Source organism: Serratia sp. CY74737 (genome assembly GCF_052166775.1).
GTDB lineage: Bacteria > Pseudomonadota > Gammaproteobacteria > Enterobacterales > Enterobacteriaceae > Serratia > Serratia ureilytica.
Window position 1 is genome coordinate 118,318 of record NZ_JBJNOF010000011.1, and the last position, 25,659, is coordinate 143,976.

The 25,659-nt window shown below is 48.5% G+C and carries 18 protein-coding genes and 1 pseudogene; all 19 read right to left on the minus strand.

Translation table 11 applies throughout. The annotated features are described in order from the left end of the window. Positions 1–2: 2 nt before the first annotated feature. Positions 3–1,322: an ABC transporter ATP-binding protein gene (locus tag ACJ8PE_RS16355; RefSeq protein ID WP_197793746.1), complete on the minus strand. Its 1,320-nt coding sequence runs from the start codon at positions 1,320–1,322 to the stop codon at positions 3–5. Further along, positions 1,312–2,145 carry an ABC transporter permease gene (locus ACJ8PE_RS16360; protein ID WP_197793745.1) on the minus strand — a complete coding sequence of 278 codons (834 nt, stop codon included), beginning with the start codon at positions 2,143–2,145 and terminating at the stop codon, positions 1,312–1,314. The genes ACJ8PE_RS16355 and ACJ8PE_RS16360 overlap by 11 nt, the downstream gene beginning before the upstream one ends. Positions 2,146–2,251: 106 nt before the next feature. Further along, positions 2,252–3,100, minus strand: coding sequence for a glycosyltransferase (locus tag ACJ8PE_RS16365; protein WP_197793744.1), 849 nt, complete (start codon positions 3,098–3,100; stop codon positions 2,252–2,254). A gap of 169 nt (positions 3,101–3,269) precedes the next feature. After that, positions 3,270–4,136, minus strand: coding sequence for a dTDP-4-dehydrorhamnose reductase (gene rfbD, locus ACJ8PE_RS16370; RefSeq protein WP_197793743.1), 867 nt, complete (start codon positions 4,134–4,136; stop codon positions 3,270–3,272). Next, a complete protein-coding gene (gene rfbC / locus ACJ8PE_RS16375) occupies positions 4,136–4,669 on the minus strand; it encodes a dTDP-4-dehydrorhamnose 3,5-epimerase (protein WP_197793742.1) in 534 nt (177 codons plus the stop codon). The genes rfbD and rfbC overlap by 1 nt, the downstream gene beginning before the upstream one ends. A 1,009-nt stretch (positions 4,670–5,678) precedes the next feature. Further along, positions 5,679–6,548: a glucose-1-phosphate thymidylyltransferase RfbA gene (rfbA, locus tag ACJ8PE_RS16380; protein WP_197793741.1), complete on the minus strand. Its 870-nt coding sequence runs from the start codon at positions 6,546–6,548 to the stop codon at positions 5,679–5,681. Between the two features lie 14 nt (positions 6,549–6,562). Next, positions 6,563–7,423 carry a glycosyltransferase family 2 protein gene (locus ACJ8PE_RS16385; protein ID WP_197793740.1) on the minus strand — a complete coding sequence of 287 codons (861 nt, stop codon included), beginning with the start codon at positions 7,421–7,423 and terminating at the stop codon, positions 6,563–6,565. A gap of 319 nt (positions 7,424–7,742) precedes the next feature. Next, positions 7,743–8,756, minus strand: coding sequence for a UDP-glucose 4-epimerase GalE (gene galE, locus ACJ8PE_RS16390; protein WP_442536821.1), 1,014 nt, complete (start codon positions 8,754–8,756; stop codon positions 7,743–7,745). Positions 8,757–8,909: 153 nt separating this feature from the next. After that, a complete protein-coding gene (gene cpsG, locus ACJ8PE_RS16395) occupies positions 8,910–10,283 on the minus strand; it encodes a phosphomannomutase CpsG (protein ID WP_197793738.1) in 1,374 nt (457 codons plus the stop codon). Positions 10,284–10,297: 14 nt separating this feature from the next. After that, positions 10,298–11,722, minus strand: coding sequence for a mannose-1-phosphate guanylyltransferase/mannose-6-phosphate isomerase (locus tag ACJ8PE_RS16400; protein ID WP_197793737.1), 1,425 nt, complete (start codon positions 11,720–11,722; stop codon positions 10,298–10,300). Between the two features lie 195 nt (positions 11,723–11,917). Next, positions 11,918–12,898 carry a hypothetical protein gene (locus ACJ8PE_RS16405; RefSeq protein ID WP_197793736.1) on the minus strand — a complete coding sequence of 327 codons (981 nt, stop codon included), beginning with the start codon at positions 12,896–12,898 and terminating at the stop codon, positions 11,918–11,920. A 9-nt stretch (positions 12,899–12,907) separates the two neighbouring features. Beyond that, positions 12,908–14,005: a UDP-galactopyranose mutase gene (gene glf, locus ACJ8PE_RS16410; RefSeq protein ID WP_197793735.1), complete on the minus strand. Its 1,098-nt coding sequence runs from the start codon at positions 14,003–14,005 to the stop codon at positions 12,908–12,910. Next, on the minus strand, positions 14,002–15,255 hold the full coding sequence (locus ACJ8PE_RS16415) for a flippase (protein WP_197793734.1): 1,254 nt from the start codon (positions 15,253–15,255) through the stop codon (positions 14,002–14,004). Before ACJ8PE_RS16415 ends, glf begins: the two co-directional genes overlap by 4 nt. 583 nt (positions 15,256–15,838) lie before the next feature. Next, positions 15,839–17,218, minus strand: coding sequence for a TolC family outer membrane protein (locus ACJ8PE_RS16420; RefSeq protein ID WP_182264840.1), 1,380 nt, complete (start codon positions 17,216–17,218; stop codon positions 15,839–15,841). A 2-nt stretch (positions 17,219–17,220) separates the two neighbouring features. Next, complete coding sequence (locus ACJ8PE_RS16425; protein WP_197760165.1) at positions 17,221–18,552, minus strand: HlyD family type I secretion periplasmic adaptor subunit; 1,332 nt, start codon at positions 18,550–18,552, stop codon at positions 17,221–17,223. A gap of 54 nt (positions 18,553–18,606) precedes the next feature. Next, positions 18,607–20,373, minus strand: a complete 1,767-nt coding sequence (locus tag ACJ8PE_RS16430) for a type I secretion system permease/ATPase (protein WP_033650615.1) — start codon at positions 20,371–20,373, stop codon at positions 18,607–18,609. 380 nt (positions 20,374–20,753) lie between these two features. After that, positions 20,754–23,753, minus strand: coding sequence for a beta strand repeat-containing protein (locus ACJ8PE_RS16435; RefSeq protein ID WP_197793733.1), 3,000 nt, complete (start codon positions 23,751–23,753; stop codon positions 20,754–20,756). A 447-nt stretch (positions 23,754–24,200) separates the two neighbouring features. After that, a protein-coding gene (locus tag ACJ8PE_RS16440) for an IS3 family transposase (RefSeq protein WP_197793732.1) occupies positions 24,201–25,336 on the minus strand; the annotation gives its coding sequence in 2 pieces (ribosomal slippage) (positions 24,201–25,090 and positions 25,090–25,336; 1,137 coding nt in all). A gap of 220 nt (positions 25,337–25,556) precedes the next feature. Further along, positions 25,557–25,659, minus strand: a pseudogene (locus ACJ8PE_RS16445) (integrase); the annotation flags it as partial.

Consider the following 25,659-nt stretch of genomic DNA (forward strand, 5'->3'; position numbering starts at 1 on the left):
CGTTATTCCTCCTCCAGCGAAATTTGTATCGGAGCATGGATAACGCCACCCAACTCACGCGGCGACCAGAACTTCAGCCTCATCATGGGCCGACGCTGGTCAAGCTCTTCCCTTTCCCCCTTGCCAACACGAGCCAAACCACAGTGCACCAAATAATCACCGGAATTGATAGGCAGCTTGACTTTATACACAATGTGCTGCTCACCGGGTTTCAGAACGATAGGAACGCCAGCAGCGATATTGCTGTCGCCCCAAATATCACCGCCCTGAGCTTTGGAAATGGAAACGCCAAGCGCGACGTCTTCGATGACTTCTGAAGACAACACAGTATAGTCAAAGGTTAACTCTTCACCGGAACGCACCAGCGGTTTTTCTGATAACGGCGTACCATCTGATTTATAGATGTGCAAACTTTCAATAATCGCACGCGCGCTGCCAAAGCGTTTTTCCCCTACTTCAGCGTTAATCTGCTCCGTCTGGATAGATTGGAGCGTCGCTACGTCTTTGACGTCAGAGCCTTCCGCATGATGCCTTTTTTCTTTCGGCGTGCCTTGAGTCAATAGCATACCTTTTTCGTAAGCAAGTACTGCAGCTAAAACGTCGTGCGTATCACCAACCAGTTGGCCATCATTCATAACCAAACAACGATCGGCATATTCAAGAATGCTACCAGTGGAATGCGTCACCATAATAATGGTAACCCCCTTGGCACGGAGAGCTTCCATACGCTTATAGCACTTATACTGGAAACCTATATCACCCACCGCCAATGCCTCATCGACGATCAGTATTTCTGGCTCAACACACGCCTGGACAGCAAAGGCCAATCGTACGTACATCCCGCTGGAATAGGTTTTCACCGGCTGATCGATAAACTCGCCAATATCAGCAAAGTCAATGATTTCCTGGAAACGAGCATCGATTTGCTCGCGTGAAAAACCCAAAACAGAACCGTTAAGATAAACATTATCTCGACCGGTAAATTCAGGGTTAAAACCGGCGCCCAACTCCAGCAAAGCGGCAATTCTTCCATTAACTTGGATCTCCCCCGCCGTTGGGGTCAGCGTGCCGCAAATCATTTGCAACAAAGTAGACTTACCGGCACCGTTGCGCCCGATAATACCGACGGTCTCACCTTTTTTTATGCTGAAAGAGACATCTCGCAAAGCCCAAAACTCGCGAAAATAGCGCCGAGACTCACGGCGGGCAACACGCTGCAGTTTAGGAGCGAAGAACTGCTTCAGACGATCGCGAGGGCGATCGTAAATCTGATAACATTTGCTTAATCCTTTGACTTCAATCACTATTTCATTAGAGGACATCAGCAAACCCCTTTCTAGTTTTCTGGAAGAAAACATAACCCAACCACGCCACAGCAGCGGCTGCGATGGTATATATCGCCAATCCCTGCCAATCGGGGATACGTCCCCAAATCAATACATTACGAGCTTGTTCAATAATGAATGTGAGCGGATTAAGCATAATCCAGATACGGTATTTTTCGGGCAGTGCAGTGATCGGGAAAAACACTGGTGATAAAAACATCATTACTGTTGTAATAATCACCGTTGTCTGGCCTACATCACGGATAAATACCCCAAGAGATGCCAGCACCCATCCCAATCCCAGGCAAAAAATCACCAGTGGCAAGAAGACCAAAGGAATAAACACAATTGTCCAATGCAAAAAACCGTTAAAAAGGAAGAACGCGCATAGTAAGACGATCAGACTAATCAGAGAGTGGAACAGTGCCGCACATAAACTAATCACCGGCAACGTCTCCAGAGGAAACACTACTTTTTTTACGTAGTTAGCATTGCCCAAAATGATCTGCGGCGCACGGTTAATCACCTCGGCAAAGAAACCATGCACAATCATGCCTACAAATAAAATAACGGCGAACTGCGTACGGCTCTCATCCCCCCCTACAGACCAACGCGCCTTAAAAACAACAGAAAACACAAACGTGTAGACGGTCAGCATGAACAACGGGTTCAAGAATGACCATGCCAACCCCATCGTAGAGCCTTTATAACGACCAACGACTTCTCTTTTAGTCATTTGAACAATCAACGACTTGAACCCCCACAATGTGCGAAGGAGGGCCAATGGAGTCAATGGCCTATTTTTATGAGGGTTATTCATTATCGACCTCCTCGCCGCCAGCAGCAATGTCGGCCATCATCCCATCATCCGCATACATATGCATAATCAATACCTTAGATACTATTAAACGTTTAGAGCCGGAGGATTAGCGTAAATCACGATAAGTAACCATCGGGATAGAACTCAAGTACCGCTGGTTGTAACGGCAACGTTTCCGGTCAAAAAACCATCCCCACTTATTAAAATAAAGAATCGCTGAGCGTATGTGGTATCCCAATAGGGTCATAGATTTGTATGACCCCTTACCGAATACATGTGTGATTGTTGTTCCTGAATAGTACACAATGTCAGTGAATTCGAGCGCCCGTCGGCACAAATCAACATCTTCGAGATACATGAAGTAACGCTCATCAAACCCCTCCAACTGCGCCAATAACTCTGACCTCAACAACATGAAGCAGCCTGAAACGGTAGGGACAGCAAATATTCTCTCGTAATCAGCCCGTTGTAATTCATAATCAATATCCATCTTCGCTCCCCACTTAGGTAGGAAGCGCCGTAGGAAAAGGTTTGCCGGGGTTGGCAAAAGACGGCAACTATGTTGGAGACGCCCATCACTATAATGTATGCGGGGAGAAACGAACTGATGATTCTCTTCCCGCGCAAAACGATACAGTTCAGATAAGGCGCCTGGTTCAAAAGTGATATCCGGGTTACAGATCAAAAAATAGCCGCAAGAGCCCAGATAGCGCCCCATAGCCAAGTTGTGTCCGTGGCCAAATCCGCCATTTCCCTCAGCAGAGATATAGCTGATACGGTCATTATCCAAAGCATCGGCCCAATCGGCACCGCCGTTATTGACCAGAACAATCTTATCAACGCAGCGCTCGGCCAAAAGAGACGTCAAGGTACCCGCCACCTGCTCATAGCTGTGGTTGAAGAGAACGATAGATGCAACGATCTGAAATTGAGATTTTTCTTGGTCTACAGCCATGCTGTATCTAGTTCCTAAACCCGTAATTTACCGCAGTCACAAAGTCATACCATTAGGGTGGTTAAAAGACTGAACGTCAGGCCCCATAACGATGTTAACGTTTCATCATATGTAAAAACGTCAAAGGGGATAACATTATCCCCTTTAATCTCATCCATTTGAAGGATCATCACTGAGATAATATCTTCTGGAGTACAGTTTTAAGTTGCTGTTCCCATGGACTAGGCTTCAGATCCAGCGCACAAATCTTGCTGGTGCTCAGAATCGAATAAGCAGGCCTGGATGCGGGCGTTGGATATTCATGGGTTGCGATAGGTTTGACACTCACCTTATGCGGATAACGAGCAGATGTTTCCGCCTCCCGGAAGATAGCGCAAGCAAAGTCGAACCATGAAACGGCAGTATCGCCGCAGTAATGATAGATGCCATAAGGCAATTGAGGATGGGACAGCATAGCAATGACCGTTGCCGCAATGTCTCCCGCATAGGTTGGGCAGCCGAACTGGTCGCTCACCACGCCCAACTCCCCTCTCTGCGCGCCGACTCGCAGCATGGTTTTTACGAAGTTGTTACCGTACTCGCTGAAAACCCAGGCCGTTCTGATCACGACGGTTTTCGGATTAGCTTGTAATGCTGCCCGCTCACCCTCGAGTTTCGTCTGCCCGTAAACGCTCTTGGGCGAACAAGGCGTCTCTTCACAATACGGTTCCGATGAAGTTCCGTCAAAGACGTAATCGGTCGAGATGTGTATGAAAGGAATGTCTAACTTCGCCGCCGCAGCAGCGAGGAAGCCGGGGCCGAACGCATTGATTGCCCGAGCCTTTTCAGGTTCCGATTCTGCTTTATCCACCGCAGTATAAGCCGCAGCATTGATAATGGCATCCGGTACTAGCTGCTCAACCGTCGCCGAGACGGCGGCGAAGTCCGCGATATCCAATTGCTGGCTGTCCATCGCCACCAAGGTCCAATTGGCAGGGAAACGATCGATAATACAGCGCCCCAACTGCCCTGCAGCACCGGTCAAAAGTACACGCATTAAAAAAGCTCTCTAAACAGTTTTCCCTGCAGATCCTTTGGCGACAACAGCGGCTCGCTGACTGGCCATTCGACACCTACTTCCGGATCGTTCCACAGCAGGCACCCTTCATTACTTGGATCATAGTAATCAGTGCATTTATATTCAAAATCAGCCGAGTCCGAAACTACGACAAAACCATGGGCGAGACCAGGCGGAACCCAAAGCTGGTTTTTGTTCTCTTCGGACAGGTAGACGCCAACCCACTTTTTGAACGTCGGCGACTCGGGACGAATATCGACGACCACATCGTAGACCTCGCCGCGAACTACTCTCACCAACTTGCCTTGCGGTTTTGCCGTTTGGAAATGCAATCCCCGTAAGACGCCTCGAGCTGAACGGGAGTGATTATCTTGAACAAACTCCACGTCAATGCCGAGCAGCTCTTTGTATCGGCTTTTTTGGAATGTTTCCAAGAAAAAGCCTCGTTGGTCGCCAAACACGTTGGGTTCGATCAGTTTTACACCATCAACCTGCGTCTCTATCACTTTCATTAGGAACCTGCTCACAAGAAACTTTGCCCAAAGACCTGATGTTAGGTCTACCATCGAGTTTACATCCCAAGCCTAAGGTCTTTCTTAATGAACCTTAAACAAAATCGCACACAGCTGGCAGAAATAATATAAGGCTTTCGAAAGCTTGAGAGACTAGCACATTTCGTCAAAACATCCGACACCATTATGTAAAAAAAATACGTTACCCAGCTGCATAGACAGAGCAAAACCCGTCACTATCACTATGTTTTTAAACACAAAAAACCATAAAACAAGGAGGGAAAGGTAATGATTGAACGAGCAAGGCTTGCTGGCTCCATTTGGGAGATCGAACTCCGCTGAGATGTCAACAACTGCATCTAAATCGTTAACAAAGTTCAGCCCCCTAAGACTCATCTGATTTTGGCCAAAATAGCAGCCTTCGGACTATCAAAACGCTTCCTGAAGAGCGATCGGTCTGAGCCCCATCTTATCCCAAACCTCCCGTAATACTTACTTAAGCACTTTGAAAAGCTTACCTAGCTTATCTTTTTCAGATAATAGAGGGTCACTCAATGCCCCTCTCAGGATCGCTCCACAGCCCCCTCATAAAGCGGGTTGTAGAAATCAGTATATTTGTATGCGAAATAAGCGAGATCCGAGAATGCGACAGAGTCATGCTACCCGACCTGGCGGGCTCCTGAATTGAGTCTTGTTATTGTCGAAAAGCACGACGCCCTCCCATGCACCATCGCTCGACGAGTCTTCACAAAACCAACAACGACATAAAATACTTCACCACGAATAACGCAAACCAGTTGCCCTTGACAGCTTGCCGCTTGAAAAGGCGGACAGCGTAGCTTCTTTTGAGGAAAACAAATGATTATCCTGAACAAAATCCAGTTCTAAGCCCAGCCCCCGATGATCTCGTTTCTTTTCGAACGTTATCAAGAAGGAACTACGCGCATCGCCAAGCACTTTTGACTAGGCGATCTTTACGCCATGAATGCGCGTATCGCTCACTTGCATCTTATTTCTCTACCAGCAGTTGCGCTAAATATTGACCGTATTGCGTTTTACTCAACAACTTCGCCTCTTCCGCCACCTGTTCTTTGCTGAGCCAGTCTTTTCTATAGGCGATCTCTTCCAGACAGGCGACTTTAAAGCCCTGTCGGTGTTCGATAGTGTGGATAAACTGCGATGCTTCAATCAGGCTATCGTGCGTGCCGGTGTCCAACCAGGCAAAGCCGCGGCCGAGAATCTCAACGTTCAATGCCCCACGTTCCAGATACATTTGGTTCAACGTAGTGATTTCCAGCTCGCCACGTGCGGAAGGTTTTACCTGTTTAGCAAGCTCAACAACATGGCGGTCATAGAAATAGAGCCCGGTAACCGCCCAGTTAGACTTCGGCACCGCTGGTTTTTCTTCCAACGATAGCGCCTTGAAGCTTTCGTCAAACTCCACCACACCGAAGCGCTCAGGGTCCATCACTTGGTAGCCGAATACAGTTGCGCCTTCCAGCTGCCCAGCAACGCTTTCCAACTTCTTGCCGAAACTCTGACCAAAGTAAATATTATCGCCCAGGACCAACGCACAGCGCTCACCATTAATGAACTCTTCCCCAATCAAAAAAGCCTGTGCCAATCCATCTGGGCTAGGTTGCTCCGCATAGCTCAGGCGGATGCCGAAACGCGCCCCATCACCTAACAAGCGCCGGAATGAAGGGAGATCCTCTGGCGTTGAGATAATCAGAATATCGCGGATACCAGCAAGCATCAGCACCGAGATCGGGTAATAAATCATCGGTTTGTCATAAATAGGCAGCAACTGTTTTGATACGCCTCGGGTGATAGGGTAAAGACGCGTACCTGAGCCCCCCGCAAGAACAATGCCTTTCATAAACACTCCTTAGATTATTGTTGACGCGAGCCCATAGTTTTACAACGAGGATGCATCCCAGTGAGATAAGCTTTGACTATTGAAGCCGCATTATTGCCATTGAGTTTTATGACATTAATTATGAATTTTTTCATCAAATGAATATGCAAACGTACCGTAGGATATCTTCTTGTTGTTATAGCTGTATCGATAAGTCGCTCTCTTATACGAAAAGGACTCTCTTTTCCCTCCGCACGAGAAAGAGAATGGTAGATGTAAGAAGAACTTTTTATTTTAAAATCCACCCCTTTATCTATAAGCTGATAAATTCTACGAAAAACGCTTACATCTACCCCATATAGAGCATAGTTCTCATCGAATAAATTCACGTTATGTTTTTTAAATTTTTTAACCAGAGAATTATTGATGACCATGCCAGAACCGATAGAATAGGACGTTTTATGATCCAGATAACGCTCGGTTGTGACAACTTTTTTCGCTTCAATAGGGTAATATGTCACACCATCAACCCTAGAAATAATGCGAGGAAGCTCCATATCATCTTCGTTATAATTCACTGCCCTAACAAACGCCTCAGTGATCGTCGAATCATCGTCTAATATGATAAATCGCCCGGCCTCTTCATTATTTCGAATAAAATCGTTATATAGCATACTGAGTGGCAAGTTGTTTAGACTATTTATCAACTCAACACATTTAAACTTAGCTTCTATTTTTTCTGCCAATTTCCCTTTCAGGGTAATACTCTCTGGCCCATTATTATGAATAACCAGTTTACTGTTAAAAAAGTCATGCTCAACAAGTGTATTGAGAGTGGCTGAATCCTCAATTTTTTTATTGTAGACAACAACCACTATTGCATTATCGTATCGCATTATAAACCTACCGGAAGCACGAATCTGTAGTTAACACCATGCAGCCAAGTGCCGATATAAAATGAGTTTTAGGTGAAAACACATTAATAAAACAAGGCTCACCTAATATTCATTTATTGAAATTTAAATAATAAACAACGAATCAAAAAGAAACACTCCATATATACAATAATATCCTCTTGTAAAATATGAAAGCCATGCCTAGCTATTATAAAACATTTTTGTGGGGCATGAGGTTTTACATGCCCCAACGATTTTCATCCTGTACTTAATTATCCGTTTATAATTATTTATCACTATCAAGACATATCAATCAAGGTTAGCGGTAGCCATGCGGGTTTTTACTTTGCCAGTTCCAAGTATCACGCATCATATCATCGATACCGCGACGAACCTTCCATCCCAGTTCCTGATAGGCCAAGTCGGCGTTCGCCCAAAACGCAGGCAGATCGCCTTCACGGCGTGGCAGGATTTGATAGGGGATCGTTACACCTGACGCTTTCTCAAACGCCTGAACCATCGCCAGTACCGAGTGCCCTACGCCAGCCCCCAGGTTATAGGCCTTGAAACCGTTGAGCTTCACCAGATGATCCATCGCTTTCAGATGGCCCTCAGCCAGATCCATGACATGAATGTAGTCACGCTCACCCGTGCCGTCTTTGGTCGGGTAATCGCCACCGAAAATCCCCAGTTTATCCAGCTTACCGATCGCCACCTGTGAGATGTAAGGCAGCAGGTTATTGGGAATGCCGTTCGGATCTTCGCCTATCAGACCGGACTCATGTGCCCCTACCGGATTGAAATAACGCAACGCAATGATCGAAAACTGCGGCTCAGCCTTGGCGAAATCCTGCAGGATCTGCTCTACCATCAGCTTAGACGTGCCATAAGGACTGGTCGTGCCGCCAATCGGCGTAGTCTCGACATAGGGCACCGGCGAATTGGCGCCATATACGGTGGCGGAGGAACTAAAGATGAAATCATGTACACCGGCACAGCGCATGGCATCCAACAGCACCAGCGTGCCGGTGACGTTATTCTGATAATACTCGAGCGGTTTGCGCGTTGACTCCCCGACGGCCTTGAGGCCAGCGAAGTGGATCACGGCAGTGATCTCATGCGCACCAAAGATACGATGCAGGCATTCCGCATCCTGAACATCGCCCTGATAGAACACCGCGGCTTTACCCGTCAACTTTTCCACGCGCTGTAAAGACTCCGCAGATGAGTTGGACAAATTGTCCAACACCACCACATCTTCACCTCGTTCCAGCAAAGATAAAACGGTGTGAGACCCGATATAACCGGCGCCACCGGTAACTAAAATTGCCATATCTACCCCTTATACTTCGGTAACACTCTTGGTTCGACAAAAACACCCCATTGATAATGGATGCATCATACAACCGTCTGAGCGCACCATGAAGAGAGAGCGGCAAAAGCCGCTCTCATCCTGGACTCTTAAATATGCCAAGCATGCTAATCGTTAAATTTTTGCAGCGAGCAGCGAAAGAATCTCGTCGGTTTTCTCTTGCATCAGCGCAATATCGGCACGCGACTCGACATTAAGACGCACCACTGGTTCCGTATTGGAAGAACGCAGGTTGAAACGCCAGTTTGCAAACGACATGCTAATGCCATCGGTATAGTCCACCTCATCAGCATGCGGTAAATAGTGTTGTTTAACACTTTCAATGGACACGGCCGGCTGGGCCAATTTGATATTGATCTCACCGGAGGACGGGTAGGCAGCAATGCGATCCTGTACCAGCTGCCCCAGAGTTTGTCCCTTCACGCTGACCAACTCAGCGACCAGCAACCACGGAATCATGCCACTGTCACAATAAGCAAAATCACGGAAATAGTGGTGAGCGCTCATCTCTCCGCCATAAATGGCGTCTTCCGCACGCATGCGTTCCTTAATGAAAGCATGGCCGGTTTTTGACATCACAGGCACGCCCCCGGCCTCGGTGACCACATCGATGGTGTTCCAGCTCAGACGCGGATCGTGGATGATCTTCGCCCCTGGCTGTTTCTGCAGGAAGGCTTCCGCCAGCAGGCCAACGATGTAATAGCCCTCGATGAAATCGCCTTTTTCATCGAACAGGAAGCAGCGATCGAAATCACCGTCGAACGCAATGCCCATATCAGCGCCATGCTCACGTACCGCATCCGCGGTATCCGCGCGACACTCAGGCAGCAACGGATTGGGAATGCCGTTAGGGAAAGTGCCGTCCGGCTGATGATGCACCTTGATGAACTCCAGCGGGATACCCTGCGCCTTCAGTGTTGCTTCAATGGCATCGATCACATGCCCCGCCGCCCCGTTACCCGAGTTGATCACCAACTTTAACGGTTTGAAGTTTTTTACATCGACATAGGAGAGAATATGTTCAACGAAAGCCCCCAACACATCCTGGCGGACATAGCTACCGCGCGTTGCTGCTGGCGCATCAAATTGGTTGTTCTCCGCCAGTTCTTGAATAGCCCGTAATCCGGTATCGCCGCTAATCGGGCGAGAGCCCTCACGCACCAGTTTCATGCCATTGTAATCTATCGGGTTATGGCTGGCGGTCACTTCCACGCCACCATCCGTTTTCAAATAAGTCGTAGCGAAATAGATTTCTTCGGTACCGGTTAAGCCGATGTCAATCACGTCGGTGCCCGCATCCTGCAAGCCTCTCGCCAACGCCAGCTTCAAACTTTCGCTGGTCAACCGCACGTCGCTGCCCAATACGATGGTTTTAGGCTGCAAAAACTCGCCGTAGGCGCGCCCAATACGGTACGCGATGTCCTCATTCAGCTCTTCGCCCAATTTCCCCCGGATGTCGTACGCCTTAAAACAGGTTAACTTTTTCATCAAAGATTCCTTAATTAGGTTCTGCCATATCGATCGTGCAACCGTTCGATATCATCCTCTTCCAGATAGCGTCCTGACCTAACCTCAATCATTTCCAAATTGATTTTTCCTGGATTTTCCAATGTATGCACACTGCCGGCAGGGATAAAGGTTGACTGGTTTTCGGACAGCAAAAATTCCTTACCATCGACATTCACTTTCGCCGTTCCGCTAACCACCACCCAATGCTCCGCACGATGCAAATGTCGTTGCAACGAGAGCCCCTCGCCTGGACGTACGATGATTTTTTTTACTTGGAAATGTTCGCCGCTATCGATATCACAGATTTTCCCCCATGGGCGATATGAAGACGAGTGCTGACGAAAATGATGCAAATTACGACTTTTAAGCTCATCAACTACTTTTTTAACATCCTGGACTTTTTCCTTGGCCGCGATCAGCAATGCATCATCGGTATTTACGATAACTAAATTATCTAACCCAATTGTTGCGACTAATGCCCCACCCGACGAAATATAATTATTCGACGAATCTATTGAGATAACTTCTCCCAAATTGACATTGCCTACATGATCCTTTTCTGAGACCTCCCATAGTGAGGACCAGGAGCCCACATCACTCCAACCAGCATCAATAGGAATAACAACTGCATCGTGCGTTTTCTCCATTACTGCATAATCAATAGAGTCGCTAGGACAGCACTTGAATACCTCCTGCTCCACACGAATAAAGTTCATGTCACGCTGGCTTTCCGCCATGGATTTTCGTGTTGTAGAAAAAATATCCGGACTAAATAACTCTAACTGATTCAAAAATTTGGCAGTTTTAAACATGAACATGCCGCTGTTCCAGCTATATTCCCCACAGGAGACATACTCAATAGCTTTTTCAAGGCACGGTTTTTCGACAAATGAATCAACTTTAAAGCAATCGTTCGAAAGAAAGCTTCCACGTTTAATGTAACCATAGCCCGTTTCAGGATGCTCTGGAATGATACCAAACGTAGCCAGATAATCACGTTCAGCATAGTCTATCGCTGTTTTTATAGCTAAATGGAAATTCTCAACTTTCTTGATCAGATGATCTGCAGCCAAAACCAACAATAGGCTATCCGCATCTTCCTCAGCGGCCAAATGGGCGGCCAATGCAACAGCCGGCGCAGTATTTCGGCCAACAGGTTCTAAAATAATATTCGTGCCCAACTGGTTAATTTCACGCAACTGCTCAGCAACTAAGAAACGATGGCTTTCATTACAAATGACCAGCGGTTCAACAACTACAACTCCTGGCAGACCAGCCAGACGCAGCACAGTCTGTTGTAGTAGACTAAATCCAGTATCATCAATGGAAAGAAATTGCTTGGGAAATGACTCTCTGGACAATGGCCAGAGACGACTACCGACCCCTCCCGCCATGATAACAGGAATTAACTTAGACATGAATAAATCCTTTATCGGTATGCTGTTAGAAAATTTTAGGTCTTGGGAAGAAAAACATACGCAGGATTAATTTTGGCATGACATCATTGCATGACTCTACCTCTTCAAAACACAAACCCTGCAGCAAAAGACATCACTAAAATTGTTATTAATCAATACCCATAAAATTAAAAAAAGAATAAACTTAGAGATCACTCACTGCGATTTACAATAATTTATAGAGAACAGTCTCGCCTGTTCTTTAAATACGCTAAATTCAGCAGATATCTTACTTTTATAATCCTCAAAATCCGCATAGCATTTTTCATAATCTTGAAATATATTTTCAATTACATTCTGAAAGTCTTTCTCGAAGCTTTTAGCTGATTCATCAAGCTTATAACAAGATGGAACTGGCACGTCGACTTTATTCGCTGCGCTGCCTCTACGTCCGGTTACCACGCAGCACCCTGCCATAACAGCTTCTCGAGGAAAGCGATCTTTCCCAGGATGATCACCAAAGTCGATATAAACTTTACTACGCTCTAAAAGCTTCCTGACTTCAATTGCCGTCATATTCTTAATTGGGATGAATTTATAATCTGGATATCGACCAATCAGTTTGTTAGAGTATTTTTCGCCTTTCTTTGGATTGTAAGCAATGATATTTTCCCGTTTAACACTTTCATCTATATCTTTCAAATGCGTTTCATTCAAATAATCAGTCAACATGTCACAATGAATCCCTCTGGACTCAAGAAACATCCTTGCATACTCACTCTGCGACAGATGCTGGTAGTTTTTCATCGAACTGATAGATAAGCGATGGCCAGTTAAGATTGACTTAAAATGTCCTACATAGCGTCGTATAAACCAGTTATATTTTTTATGGCTAAAATAGTTATCTACCGAAAGCCACCAAATACAAATCTGTGCAGCACTAAAATTTTTCGCCAATGCGGTGGCAACTTCAGGGATAATAACAATGGCATTGTCACAAACGACATCTTTGTGCTGTGTCACTCTAACATTATAGTGAGCATATTGTTGAGGTAGCTGAAAACTAGTGTCCAGTGGGTAGTATACCATACTGGCATCAACACCGTTTCTGCTAAGAGCATCACAAAATTGGTGCAACAATTCAGGTCCACCAGTAATGCTACCACCAGGGCAACAAATATAAACTTTCTTATTCATAAGATTGCCTTAAATATCATCAACCAAGCTAAACGCGGAACGGATTACCTGATGCATATCATAGTACTTGTACTCTGCAAGGCGACCGCCGAAGTGCACATTCGCCTCATTCTTCGCCAACTCTCTATATTTTTTAAAGAGTGCCATATTCTTTTCATCGTTTACAGGATAGTAAGGCTCACTTCCTTCCTGCCACTCTTCAGGATATTCCTTTGTTACTACGGTATGTGGCGTCTCAACGGGATCAAAATGTTTATGCTCAATAATTCTGGTATATGGCACAGAGCTTTCGGTATAGTTGACGACCGCATTTCCCTGATAATTATCTGTATCATGTAGCGTCTCAGTTTCAAAACGCAAGGAGCGATATTCGAGCTTTCCAAATTCGTGCCCAAAGTATTCATCAATAGGTCCGGTGTAAATAACCTTATCTGCCAGAGCGGTAAAGTGCTCCCGATCTTCCAGGAAGTTTACTCCCGTTCGCACATCAATCCCCTCAAGCATTTTTTCCACTATTTGCGTATAACCACCAATCGGGATTCCTTGATAACGGTCGGAAAAGTAATTATTATCATAGGTCATTCGAACCGGTAAGCGCCTAATAATGAATGAGGGCAACTCAGTGGCTTTACGACCCCATTGTTTTTCTGTATATCCTTTTATCAAGATCTCATAAATGTCTCTGCCGACCAGATTTATGGCCTGCTCCTCCAAGTTTTCCGGCTCTTTACCAGCTAACTCCTGCCGCTGCTCATCAATCTTTGCCGCCGCTTCTGCAGGTGTTCTCACCCCCCACAGTTGGTAGAACGTATTCATATTAAAAGGCAGATTAAATAGCTTTCCCTGATAACTTGCTAAAGGAGAGTTGGTAAAACGGTTGAATTCCACAAATGAGTTAACAAAATCCCAAACCCTTTTATCATTGGTATGGAAAATATGCGCGCCATATTTATGCACATGAATACCATTGTTATTCTCGGTATAAATATTCCCACCAATATGATTGCGACGCTCAAGGACAAGGACCTTTTTACCCTTTTTATTTAATTCATACGCACACGTTGATCCGAAGAGGCCCGCCCCAACGATTAGATAGTCGTACTTCATATTTTTTCCTTACTGAAAAGAGGTATTTTTAACTTAATAATCACAAGAAGCATAGAGAGCGTTACGAAAGACTCCGTTACCAAGACAGAAATAGCAGCTCCATCTTGCTTAAAATAATATGCCAGTGGGAATAGTATGGAAACGTTAAGTATCCCTGACATTATCAGTATTCTGCTAAACACTTTTTTCTTACCGAGGACCAGTAAGGTCTGAATACCAAACACGTTGCTCAGACAGATGATAATTGGAATGAAGGCTATGATATTTAACACAGTAATTGTCGGTTTATAGTTTTCACCATAAACAATCGTTACCAGCTGTGAACTGAATATGAAGAGGAAAAGACTCGCTGATAATCCAATGATTGAAAGAATAATAAGAAGCTTTCTTATCACCGCAAATCCCAAACTCTTATCTTTTGCCATCGACGAATTGACTCTAGGGAAAAATGCCTGTGATATAGGTGAGATAAGCCCCTGAGCAGCCTGTCTAAGTTTGTCTGCAGCTACAAAATAGCCTACAGCCGTTGGCCCGGCAAGAAAACCAAGAATGACTGTTGTACTGGTCGTATAAAGACTGATAGCGGCCGTTGAGATAAAAACATGCCATCCTTCTTTATATTCTCTCTTTATCCCATCCCAATCAGGTTTTATCCAGGCGATCCATTTATTTCTCCAAATAAGGAATAATGCTATGCCGCCGGCAAAAATAGATGTCATGCCATTAATTCCACCAGCCAACCAAGCATCATCAGCATGTTGTACCAGAAGGAATATTAATGGAATTGTCGTCAAACGAGCAGTTATATTAGATATCGCGATCCACCCCATAGTCTCTTTACCTTGAAAGAGCCACACAGGAAATATTGCCGAGCCAAAGACAGCAATATAACTTGCAACAAGTATCCACCGCAAATTATAAATTTCATCATTGAATGATGTTAATAAAAGCAACACCCCTCCACCTAGAACACCGAGTAATAGCTTGCAGGCAATAACATTCCAAAATACTTTACTCACATAAAGTTTATTGTCTTTATTAACCGCGATCTTCTGTGTTACAGAAAGGTTGAATCCATAGTCAGTAACAATGACAAAATATTGAATAATCGCTAAAGCAAAACCTAAACTACCGTAACCTGCTGGTTGTAATACTCTAACCAAATAGGGTAGTGTGATCAAAGGTATTAAGTAGTTAACACCTTGTATACCAACCAATGAAACTATGTTCTTAAGTATTTTCCTGTCCAAACCATTTCCCTCACAACAACGCTGAAGTACTTCTTTAATTATAAATATAGTTTCTCAATAATTTCGCGATGGCTACTCATGATATAGACATGGGTAGGCATGATGCATTCTTTCTATCCACACTTATGAAAAAACGGAGATACTTAAAATATGAATCCCAAACAGAATACATTGCACAGCACAACTGCCAAAATGACCTGATATTCGACTCTTCTGACAACAGATTAACACGGATAAGGCACGCTACCGCCCTTGGCTTACAGATACCAAACTCTGATATGGCTTCATCTTGCTGTTGCCGCCCGCCTGATTCTGTTGGTACAACCATTCAGTACAAAAACAAAATCAGCAACATACCCCCTTCTTATGGCGGTAGCTGACCTCAAACCGTACAAAAAGAATACAGAACGATAATCAAGCAGTGCCGCTGACATCAGAATGTGAATTCACAATAGGTAGACCGTTGAGACATTCTATGGAGACCAGCGACAGGAGTAACATAACGTATTGAAGCTAGAAAGAGCAGCGCCAGGCTGCTCTTTCAGAATAATACGCAGCTTTCACTTAGCTGCTTGATGATTTATTAACCTCGACTGCGGGCAAAATACTGCGCCACGCGCAGCACATCCTTCTCGTCCAACGTGCCGGAGTCGCTCAGCAGGGTAATCCAGGACTTGATGTAGGTATACTTGGCAGAAGCCAGATCGCGCTGGGCGCTATAGAGCTGCTGTTCGGCGTTGAGCACATCGACGTTGACGCGCTGCCCCGCCAATACACTCTGCCGGGTCGCCGTCACCTGGGTAGTCGCCGACTTCACCGCCAGCTCGTAGGCCGCCAGTTTGGCACGACTGCTGATGCACAGATTGAACTGCTTGCGCAGATCGTTCAGCGTCGTGCCGACTTGCGTGTCCATTTCGGCCATCGCCTGGCCGTAGCGCGCCGCGGCCTGCCGGGTGGAGGCCGCCACGCCCCCGCCGGAGTAAATCGGCAGGCTCACCTGCACGCCGATGCTGTCGGTACGATATTTCTGGTTAACCGTGTTATCGCTGCTGGAGTCGTTTTCCGAATGCGAAGCGTAAAGTTGCACGTTCGGCATAAAGCCGGCGCGGTTTCTCTCCACTTCGTATTTCGCCGCATCGACGCCATGGCGCGAGGCGGCCAGCACTGGGTTATTTTCCAGGGCGATCTTTTGCCACTCTTCAAACTTCGACGGGATCAGCGGCGCCACCTTGAATTGCCCTGGCCGTAAGCTCTGCAGCTCATCCAATTGATTCAACGGCACACCGATGATCACCTCCAGCTCACGCTGCGCAGCGTCCAGCGCGTCGCGCGCTTCTATCACCTGCGCCTCTGCCAGGCTGTAGCGCGCCTGCGTTTCGGAGACGTCGGTCAGGGTCCCCTCACCCGCGCTCATCAGACGATCGTTCAACGCCAACTGTTCTTTATAAGCTGCTTTCTGCGCCTCGGCCAAGGCGATTTGATCTTTGGCATAGGCCACTTCGACATACGCGCTGATCACCCTCACCGCCAGGTCGAGCAGTTTGCCGCGATAGCGCTCATCCGACATCATCGTCTGCGCCACGCCGCCTTTATAACGCGCATAGGCCTCATAATCGAACAGCGGCTGCGTCAGCGTCACCGAGCTGGAGTAGCTGCGGTACTGCTGGCGCCGCGTCGCTTCCGTTATGTTGCCAAAGAAGTCGCTTTGCGGATATTTCTGGGTTTGCCAGTTACGCGGCGAATTCTGGTAATTCAGCGATACCTTCGGCAGCAGCCCCGCCCTGCCGATATTTTCGTTTTCATCCCCCGCTTCTTTCTCTTTTATAGCCGCCCGGAAGGTCGGGTCCTTTTCTAATGCCAGCGAATATGCGTCTAAAATCCCTATCGAATAAACCGGCGCAGACATCGCAAACAAAAGGGTGCCGATAACCAGACCGGCAGCCTGTCGTTTTGAATGAATCAAAATTATTCCTCGGTTAATGAAGTATGAGCGCGATCCAAAATAGGTTTAAACAGATAGCTCAGCAGCGAGCGCGACCCCGTTTTCACGAACACCTCCACCGGCATCCCCGGCTTGATGTCCTCGCCACTGAGCATTTTCATGCCCTCCGGCGAGACCGTGACCTGCATCTGGTAGTAGGGTTCGCCATTGGTTTTGTCGACCAGACGGTCGGCGGAAACCAACGTGACCGTTCCCGGAATTTTCGGGGTTTTGTTTTGGTTGAAGGCGGTAAACATCAGATCCACCGGCAACCCGTTGTACACCTTATCGATCAGGTCGACTTTGAGGCGAGAATCCACCACCAAAGTCGCCTGGCTGGGCACAACGTCCATCAGGTGGTCACCCGCTCCCACGACGCCCCCCTGAGTGAAGATATTCAATCCGACCACGGTGCCGTCCACCGGTGAGGTGATGGCGGTGTTGCCCAGATCGAAATCGGCCATTTGCAGCTTGTTGCGAAATTCGCTGGCGTCCATTTGAGTTTGCGCCAGCTGCGTTCTGACTTCGCGCTGGTAGTCGGCGAAACGCTGATCGATGCGTTGCTGAGATTCCTGCAGCTGCTTTTGCAGTTGGCCAATCCGCCCGACGGTTTCATCGATGCTGCTGTTCACCTCGGCGAACTGGCGTTGAATTTCCAGATAGCGGTTGCGCGGCAGGTAACCGTCCGCCGCCAACTGCTTCATGCTGTTCATCTGCTCACGCAGGCTGGAAAGCTGGATCTGTTTATTGGCACGCGAATCCTGCAGGCCTTTCAACTGGAAACGGATCCCATCCATCGACTGCTTATAACCGTCGATTTCACTTTCCAGCCCTTGGCGGCGGGAGGCGAACAGTTGCGTTTGCAATGCAATGATTTCTGCCACGCGAGGCTGATCCTTGATCTTGGCGAAGATCGGGGAAAACGTGACATTGCCCAGCCCGTCCCGTTCAGCAAGCAGGCGCCCTTCGGTAGCCAAGGTGGTGTAGTACTGATCGCGCAGCGAATCGACCTGCGCTTGCGCCTGCACCTGGCTCAGTTGCACCAGCACCTCGCCGGCTTTCACCTTATCACCGTCTTTCACCGCGATATTTTTGATGATGCCACTGGCCGGAGCCTGCACCGTTTTACGATTGCCGGAAACGGTTACCGAGCCCGGCGACGCCACCCCTTTATCCAGAGGCGCAAACGCCGCCCAGGCCAAGAAGCCGAACACGCCCACTCCCAGCGCCAACCACCCCAGGCGGGTATAACGACGCTCATCCAACGGGATCTGTTCTGAGTACGAGTCATGCGGCTCGCCAATATGCGTAGACATACCAACTCCTTTGACTGCCGGCGACGCAACGGCGCCGCCAGGCGAGTTCACGGCTTAATTAGTTTGAGTTTTAGGGATATCGCCTTCATCCGGCTCGGAGTTCACCGCACGCACCGCCTGCGGAGGCACCTGCGCTTTTTGCGCATTCGCCAGGGCCTGCAATACCTGCTGCGTTGGGCCAAATGCATTGACGTTCCCGTTAACCAGCAGCAACAGCTTGTTGGTCATCGCCAGCAGATTGGTGCGGTGAGTAATCAGGATCACCGTTTTATTGCGCTGTTTAAGGAACGTAATGGCTTGGTTCAACGCCCGCTCACCGGCATCGTCCAGATTGGAGTTGGGTTCATCCAGCACGATAAGAGACGGATCGCCATACAGCGCACGCGCCAAACCGATACGCTGTTTCTGGCCGCCGGACAACCCGGCGCCACCGCTGCCGATCACCGAATCATAGCCATTGGGGAAGCGCAGAATCAGCTCATGCACGCCGGCCAACTTGGCGGCCTCAATCACTTTCTCCGAGTCCAGCTCGTTGAAGCGGGCGATGTTCTCCGCGATGCTGCCGGCGAACAGCTCAATATCCTGCGGCAGATAACCGATATAGGGCCCCAACTCGTCCTTGTTCCACTGGTAGATGTCGGCATTGTCCAGTCGCACGATGCCTTCACTGACCGGCCAGATGCCGACCAATAGACGCGCCAGCGTCGATTTGCCGGAGGCGCTTGGCCCAATAATCCCCAGCACGTCTCCCGGCTGAACGGCGAAACTGACGTTATGCAATACCGCGCTCCCCTTCGAGCCCGGCGGCGTAGCGGTCACCCCTTCAACGGAAACCACCCCTTCCGGACGCGGCAGCGACATGCCGGTACCGCGAGGCGGATGCTGTTCCAGCAGGCGCACCAGACGCTGATAAGCCAGCTTGGCGGAGCTCCAGCTTTTCCATACGTTAATCACTTGCTCAATCGGCGCCAGCGTGCGCCCCATCAAGATGGAACCGGCGATCATCATGCCCGGCGTGATGTGCCCATCGATCGCCAGCCAGCCCCCCAGCCCCAAAACCAGCGACTGGAGCGACAAACGCACAAACTTGGTGATCGATGTCACCCGCGATGCCCGCTCGCTGGCGATACGCTGACTATTCAGGAAGCGCTGGTGTAAACCGAACCAGCGTCCCTTCAGGTTAGGCAGCATCCCCAGTGCTTCGATCACTTCGGCATTGCGCAAATTCGTGCTGGCCAGATTGCCTGACATGATTGAAAGCCGGCTGGCATCCGCCAGCGGCTTCTTCGACACCACTTCGTTGATCACCGCCAGGGCGATCAACAGCAAGGAGCCCACCAGGGCGAACAACCCCAACCAAGGGTTAAACAGGAAAATCACCAGCAGATAGATCGGGAACCAGGGCGCATCGAAGAAGGCAAACAGCGCACTACCGGTCAGGAATTGGCGCACGTTGGTCAGATCGCTCAGCATCTGGCCGGCATCAGACGAGCCGTTCTTTAAATTCGCCTCGTAAGCCGCCGTATAAATGCGCGTATTGAGGCGCATGTCCAGCTGGCTGCCGATGCGGATCACCACCATGCTGCGCACGTATTCCAGCAAGGACATCATGCCGAACATACCCAGCATGATCAGCGTCAGCATTAACAGCGTGATTTCATTGCGCGAAGGCAGCACCCGGTCGTAAACCTGGAGCATGTAAATGGAAGGAACCAGCATTAACAGGTTAATAAACGCAGTAAATATACCAACGGTCCAGAAGACTTTGCTGCGTGTACGTATAACATCCGCAATTTCGTTGCGCGGGATAAATTGATTCACGTTCTGCCCTTACATCATGTGCACTGTCAGTCCAATCCGCATTGACCCCCTCCCTAAAGAAATTCCTAAAAAAAGAATTATCCCGAGAAGGCTCACCCCAAAGAAATGCCCGAGACTGCAGATACTTTCGTTAACTATAGGTAGAGAAAGTGAAAACCGGCAAGGTGAGTCATAAAAAAAAAGCCGGTCAACGCGCCTGATAAAAGCCCAACAAAACAATGCGATATGAGAAAATAAAAGCAGGGAGGGAAGAGAACGAAATGGAATAACTTAGAGAGGATGACGCCGCTCACAAAATTAAACATGCGGGGGATTACGCCCCCGCATTATTTAACCCCAAATAGTTCCACATGGAATTATTTGTTATTGCAACTTTACCCTTAGGCGTAGTGCAGAGTATCCACCAATTGCTGGTGGTTCTGGCCAGTCAGGTAAATGACCGTATCGTTGGCATCCAGCGTGTGGTTATTGTTATTGTCAATAATCACATAGGAGTCAGCATTGTTACCTGTCCCGCTGAACACCACAGAGGCCACACCCACTTTCCCGGTCAGCGAGTTTGGATTGCTCAGCCCCAGGATGCCGCCCAACAGGCCGACGACGCCGGTGGTCAGACCGCCAACCAGCGATCCCAACAGCGCATCCAGCGTATCTGCAGCGCGGGTACCGTAGTCTGATACCGCAGTGCCGGTATTGGACAAGGTCAGGCCGGAAGCGGCATCGACGATCTTGTCTTTCGCGGTGCTGAAGTCGGTGATGGTGACCCCCGCCTGCGAGTTACTGGATTTCAGATCGTAAGTATTCGCTCCGTTACCGCCAGTCAGCGTGGTGTTACCCAGCACGTTGAAGCTGTCGGTCGTCGACGTCCCTTCCACCGTCAATTGGTAACCGTTCAGACCCAGCGTGTTCAGCAGCGGAGTCAGCAGCGCCGTGGTAGCCGCACTCAACGGCAAGGCTTTCAGCAGTTGCACGATAATACCGTCACCGGTACCCGCATGACTTGAATCCAGGTTCAAACCACCGGTATTGGCAGAGGCATTGATGTCGCGCACGTTGCTGTAGCCCGCGCCCACGGTCAGGTTCAACGCATGGTCGCCGGTCACGTTGATATTCTGAACCTGCGCGTTGGTGCCTGCCAGAGACAGAATATTGCTGAACGCACCGGTCCCGCCGGAAGCCACGTTCACCGTCGTCAGCGCGGTGCCCAACAGCGCACTGCTGCTGCTGTTCAGGCTGATGGCACCAGCATTCACGTTGGCAGAACTCACCGCATCAAAGTTGATGTTGAAGTGATCGGTGGCGTTCTGCACGAAGGTAAAGTTCAGCGTGCTGGCAGCGGTGGCATCCCCTTTCACTTCCAGCTGCGCCGCGGTACCGCCGGCGGCGTTAATGACGTTGACATTAGCCAGGCCGGAGATCACGAACCCTTGCGCCCCCAGGTTGGTCGCCGCCGCGTTCTGGGTGACAGTGCCCCCCGTGGTGCCTTCCACCGTGGACGTGCCGTTGGTCAGGCCAAAGTCGAAGGTATTGGTCGGTGTCGTGACGGTAGTGGTAGTCGGTGAACCAATCAGCGGTGTCGTAATCAGCGTACCAACAGACTTACCGATATAGCCAGTCAGGTCGATCTTCTCGAAGTTCGAGAAGTTGTTGGCGTTGCTGGTCACGGTGCTGGTGCGAACACCCAGGGCGTTCTGGTTGGTCACGACGGTTTTGGTGATGAAGTTGGCAGAGATGGAATCCGTGCCGGTACCGCCGTCAGCCTTGACGGTATTGGCAACGGTGTTCGCACCGCCGGAAACCGCGTTACCCGCCCAGTGCAGGCTGTCGTTGCCGGCGCCGAGGTTAAACTGTGCGGTCCCGGTCGCGATGTTAGCCGTCGAAGTCACGACCACGTTGTCTGAACCGGAGCTGGCGTTCAGAATGACGTTGCCGTTGTTGACAGTCACCGCCACGCCAGGGTTGACGCCGTTATCAGACAGGTTAACCGTTGCCGCGCTAGTGCCGTTGATGGTCAGGTTAGCCAGGTGATCGGCGAACTTCAGGTTGACCAGGCTGGCGGCGTTGGCGTTCAACACCGCGTTAGCAAGTACAGCTGTTTCTGCATTGCTCAGGGTATGACTAGCCCCCGTATTTACAGTACCAGTAGCATTCCCGCCTCCAGATGTGACAGAAAGTGTGGCCGCTGTTTTGTAGAGTAAGCTGCTACCAATATCATATTCGAAAGCATGTTGTTGCGTTAAGGTCGCTGCATCGGTTGCCGTCGACGAGCGTAGGTCATTTATGATCGCCTGTGTGAGTACAGTCTTGTCTGAACTCAATGCACTATATTGTGCCAATTGCTGCGCTGTAGCGGCGACACCATGGACAGCGGTAAATACATGCTGAATAAAGTCATTTCCGGTAAGCGCTGCCCCTTTATTTTGGAACTCAGTAGAGGACAAGACTTTGGTGATAAAGCTATTATAAGTATTTTTGCTAATAGCTAAGTATTTACTCCAGTTATCAAGCCCACCAGCATCAACACCACGGGTAGGGACGGCAAGATAAACGGCGGCAACTTGTTCTTGCGTACTTAAAGAAGGCAGTTGTCCAGGATTATATTGCACCAGCGCAGCGTTAAAATCAGCTTGAGCCTGTATGTCTGTCGGTGCAACAGTGCCACGCAGAGAGGTTATCACTTCAGCAAGAACAGAACCACGCGACGTCCCCGAAGTCAATTCGCCTAAGTAGTGAGAAAGTTCCGCATTCGTTGGTGCCCGCTCATAACCACTGGTGAACAGCAAAGTGATGAAATCAGTATTACTCATCTGTTTCAAAAAACTTTTACCAGTAACGAAAGCCTGAGAAACGCCAGCTAAAGTTGTACTCCCGGCGTTAATCAAAGCGCCATATGCATTTACCGTAGAGGATTCGGGGACAAGGCCAAGTGTATAGTAAATAGCTAAGACATCAGAGGCTCCAAGCCCTGCCGCCTGACTTGATACCGATGGATAGAGAATGGTAGAGATAGTGTTGGTAAACGTATTTTGAGCAGAGAGTATTGTGCTATCGAAACCACTATAATTAATTAATCCGTCAATCACAGTTGAAACGGCACTCTGCAACGTACCTGCAGCAAGTAATGCTGAAAGCTGTTGTGGTGTCGCCGGAGCACCATAGACATTTGTATATATAGTTTGCAGAATCGCAGTATCGCTTTGAGAACCATATAAACTTTGCCCAGCAGACGAGCTCAAAAGATTTGAGACATAAGCACTGTTCAACAATGTCCCACTTTGTAACTGGTTGCCGACAGAGTCATAGTTTGCTGCTGTCGCCTTTTGCCCTAAAACTGCATACAAAATTGCAGCCGCTTCGCGCTGCGAATACAGAGAAGCCATAAAACCCCCTACATAGTTCAGGTAGTTAAATCAGAAAAGCATTACTTTCCTGCAACTTAAAAACATTGAATTCAATGCATTAAAATAAAGCCTCACGCCAACTTTCGCTCTGATGAGGCTAAAATTAAGTTAAGTGCATCATTTCTTTCTTGTCAATGTCCGGAAAGAATGAAAAAAGACTTTTATTATTAGTAAAATAAATTACCCTCCCCCATTAAAACTCAGAAAACACCTTGCAAAAGAAAAAATTAATTTCATGTGAAATTATAATTTCAGTTATTTATAGATAGGTAGGAATTTTATTATATACATTACAATTAAGAACAAACATAAAAAACAACAAGTTAATGAATTATTAATTTCTAAATAGGTATATGGATAGATACACAGGCAGGAGTTTTGACGGGAAAACTGGACTGACCCCATGGCTGTAGACATATCCTGTCCTCACGACGAGGTCTGTTCAAAGGCCTCCGGACTGACCCCGCCGAGATGACTGTGGCGCCGGGCCCGGTTGTAGAACACTTCAATGTAATCGAAGATATCGGCCCGGGCCAGATCCCGGGTTTTATAGATGCGTTTTCTGATCCGCTCTTTTTTCAGTGAACTGAAGAACGATTCGTCCACTGCATTATCCCAGCAGTTGCCACGCCGGCTCATGCTCGGGACCAGGTTATTGGCCCGGCAGAAGCGCTGCCAGTCGTCGCTGCCGTACTGGCTGCCCTGGTCTGAGTGCACGATGACCTCGCTGTCCGGTTTACGCCGCCAGAGCGCCATCATCAGTGCATCCAGCGCCAGTTCGCGTGAGAGAGTGGGCTTCATCGACCAGCCGACCACGTTACGGGCGAAGAGATCGATAACCACCGCCAGATACAACCAGCCCTGCCAGGTGCGGATATAAGTAATATCGGTGACCCAGACCTGATTGGCCCGGACAACGGTAAACTGCCGCTGCACGCGATTAGGAGCGACCACTGAAGGTCTGCCGGCGATACGACGTGGCGCTTTATAGCCGCGTACAGCTTTAATCCGGTTCAGCTGCATGATGCGGCCCACCCGGTTTTTACCGCAGGTTTCCCCGATTTCGTTCAGATCGCCATGAACCCGCCGGTAACCGTATACACCTCCGCTCAGTGAATATGAGTCGCGGATAAGCATCAGCAGACGCTGGTTATCTTTATCACGCGCCGAGACCGGGTTGTGCAGCCACGCATAGAACCCGGCCCGGGCGACATTCAGTACCCGACACATCGTCATCACACCCCATACAGTGCGGTGTTCATTGATAAAGCGGTACTTCAGTCGGGCTCCCTTGCAAAGTACCGCGCGGCCTTTTTCAGGATATCCCGTTCTTCTTCGGTGCGTTTTAGCTGCGCCCGTAGTTTCAGGATCTCGCTTTTGGCTTCCAGTAAATCCCGGGCATGCTGTTCGCTGTTATCAGGCTTGATAGCCCGTAGCCACTTGTAGAGGCTGTGCGCAGAAACGCCCAGACGGTCGGATACTTCGGCAACGGAATAACCGCGTTCTGTTATCTGACGGACGGCTTCTTCCTTAAATTCAGGTGTAAATCGTGGTGTGCCCATATGCTCCCCCTATGCTCCAACTATAGGGCAGGATCGTCTACCGGGGTGGGGTCAGTCCAATTCATCCAGACACAAACCTGAAAGACAGATTTTGCCAGATCGATAACTTTTATCGCGTTCATTATGCAGTACCTCTGAAAAAATAACACTAAGCATAATTTTGGCAGGACTTGCGCCGAGGGAGGGACGTCCATCACATCACTATGTAAGCATCCCGGCTTTAGTTCCATGCACTTTTTGAGATATCCGGTGTTTCAGCCATCAGCCGGTACTCTGCCGGCGTCAGGTTGTTCAGGGATTCATGAGGCCGCTCGTTGTTATAT

Bases quoted from the DNA above. Each gene is read 5' to 3' on its own strand.
- ACJ8PE_RS16355 (WP_197793746.1), bottom strand. From the start codon at position 1,322: ATGTCCTCTAATGAAATAGTGATTGAAGTCAAAGGATTAAGCAAATGT.
- ACJ8PE_RS16360 (WP_197793745.1), bottom strand. From the start codon at position 2,145: ATGAATAACCCTCATAAAAATAGGCCATTGACTCCATTGGCCCTCCTT.
- ACJ8PE_RS16365 (WP_197793744.1), bottom strand. From the start codon at position 3,100: ATGGCTGTAGACCAAGAAAAATCTCAATTTCAGATCGTTGCATCTATC.
- rfbD (WP_197793743.1), bottom strand. From the start codon at position 4,136: ATGCGTGTACTTTTGACCGGTGCTGCAGGGCAGTTGGGGCGCTGTATT.
- rfbC (WP_197793742.1), bottom strand. From the start codon at position 4,669: ATGAAAGTGATAGAGACGCAGGTTGATGGTGTAAAACTGATCGAACCC.
- rfbA (WP_197793741.1), bottom strand. From the start codon at position 6,548: ATGAAAGGCATTGTTCTTGCGGGGGGCTCAGGTACGCGTCTTTACCCT.
- ACJ8PE_RS16385 (WP_197793740.1), bottom strand. From the start codon at position 7,423: ATGCGATACGATAATGCAATAGTGGTTGTTGTCTACAATAAAAAAATT.
- galE (WP_442536821.1), bottom strand. From the start codon at position 8,756: ATGGCAATTTTAGTTACCGGTGGCGCCGGTTATATCGGGTCTCACACC.
- cpsG (WP_197793738.1), bottom strand. From the start codon at position 10,283: ATGAAAAAGTTAACCTGTTTTAAGGCGTACGACATCCGGGGGAAATTG.
- ACJ8PE_RS16400 (WP_197793737.1), bottom strand. From the start codon at position 11,722: ATGTCTAAGTTAATTCCTGTTATCATGGCGGGAGGGGTCGGTAGTCGT.
- ACJ8PE_RS16405 (WP_197793736.1), bottom strand. From the start codon at position 12,898: ATGAATAAGAAAGTTTATATTTGTTGCCCTGGTGGTAGCATTACTGGT.
- glf (WP_197793735.1), bottom strand. From the start codon at position 14,005: ATGAAGTACGACTATCTAATCGTTGGGGCGGGCCTCTTCGGATCAACG.
- ACJ8PE_RS16425 (WP_197760165.1), bottom strand. From the start codon at position 18,552: ATGTCTACGCATATTGGCGAGCCGCATGACTCGTACTCAGAACAGATC.
- ACJ8PE_RS16435 (WP_197793733.1), bottom strand. From the start codon at position 23,753: ATGGCTTCTCTGTATTCGCAGCGCGAAGCGGCTGCAATTTTGTATGCA.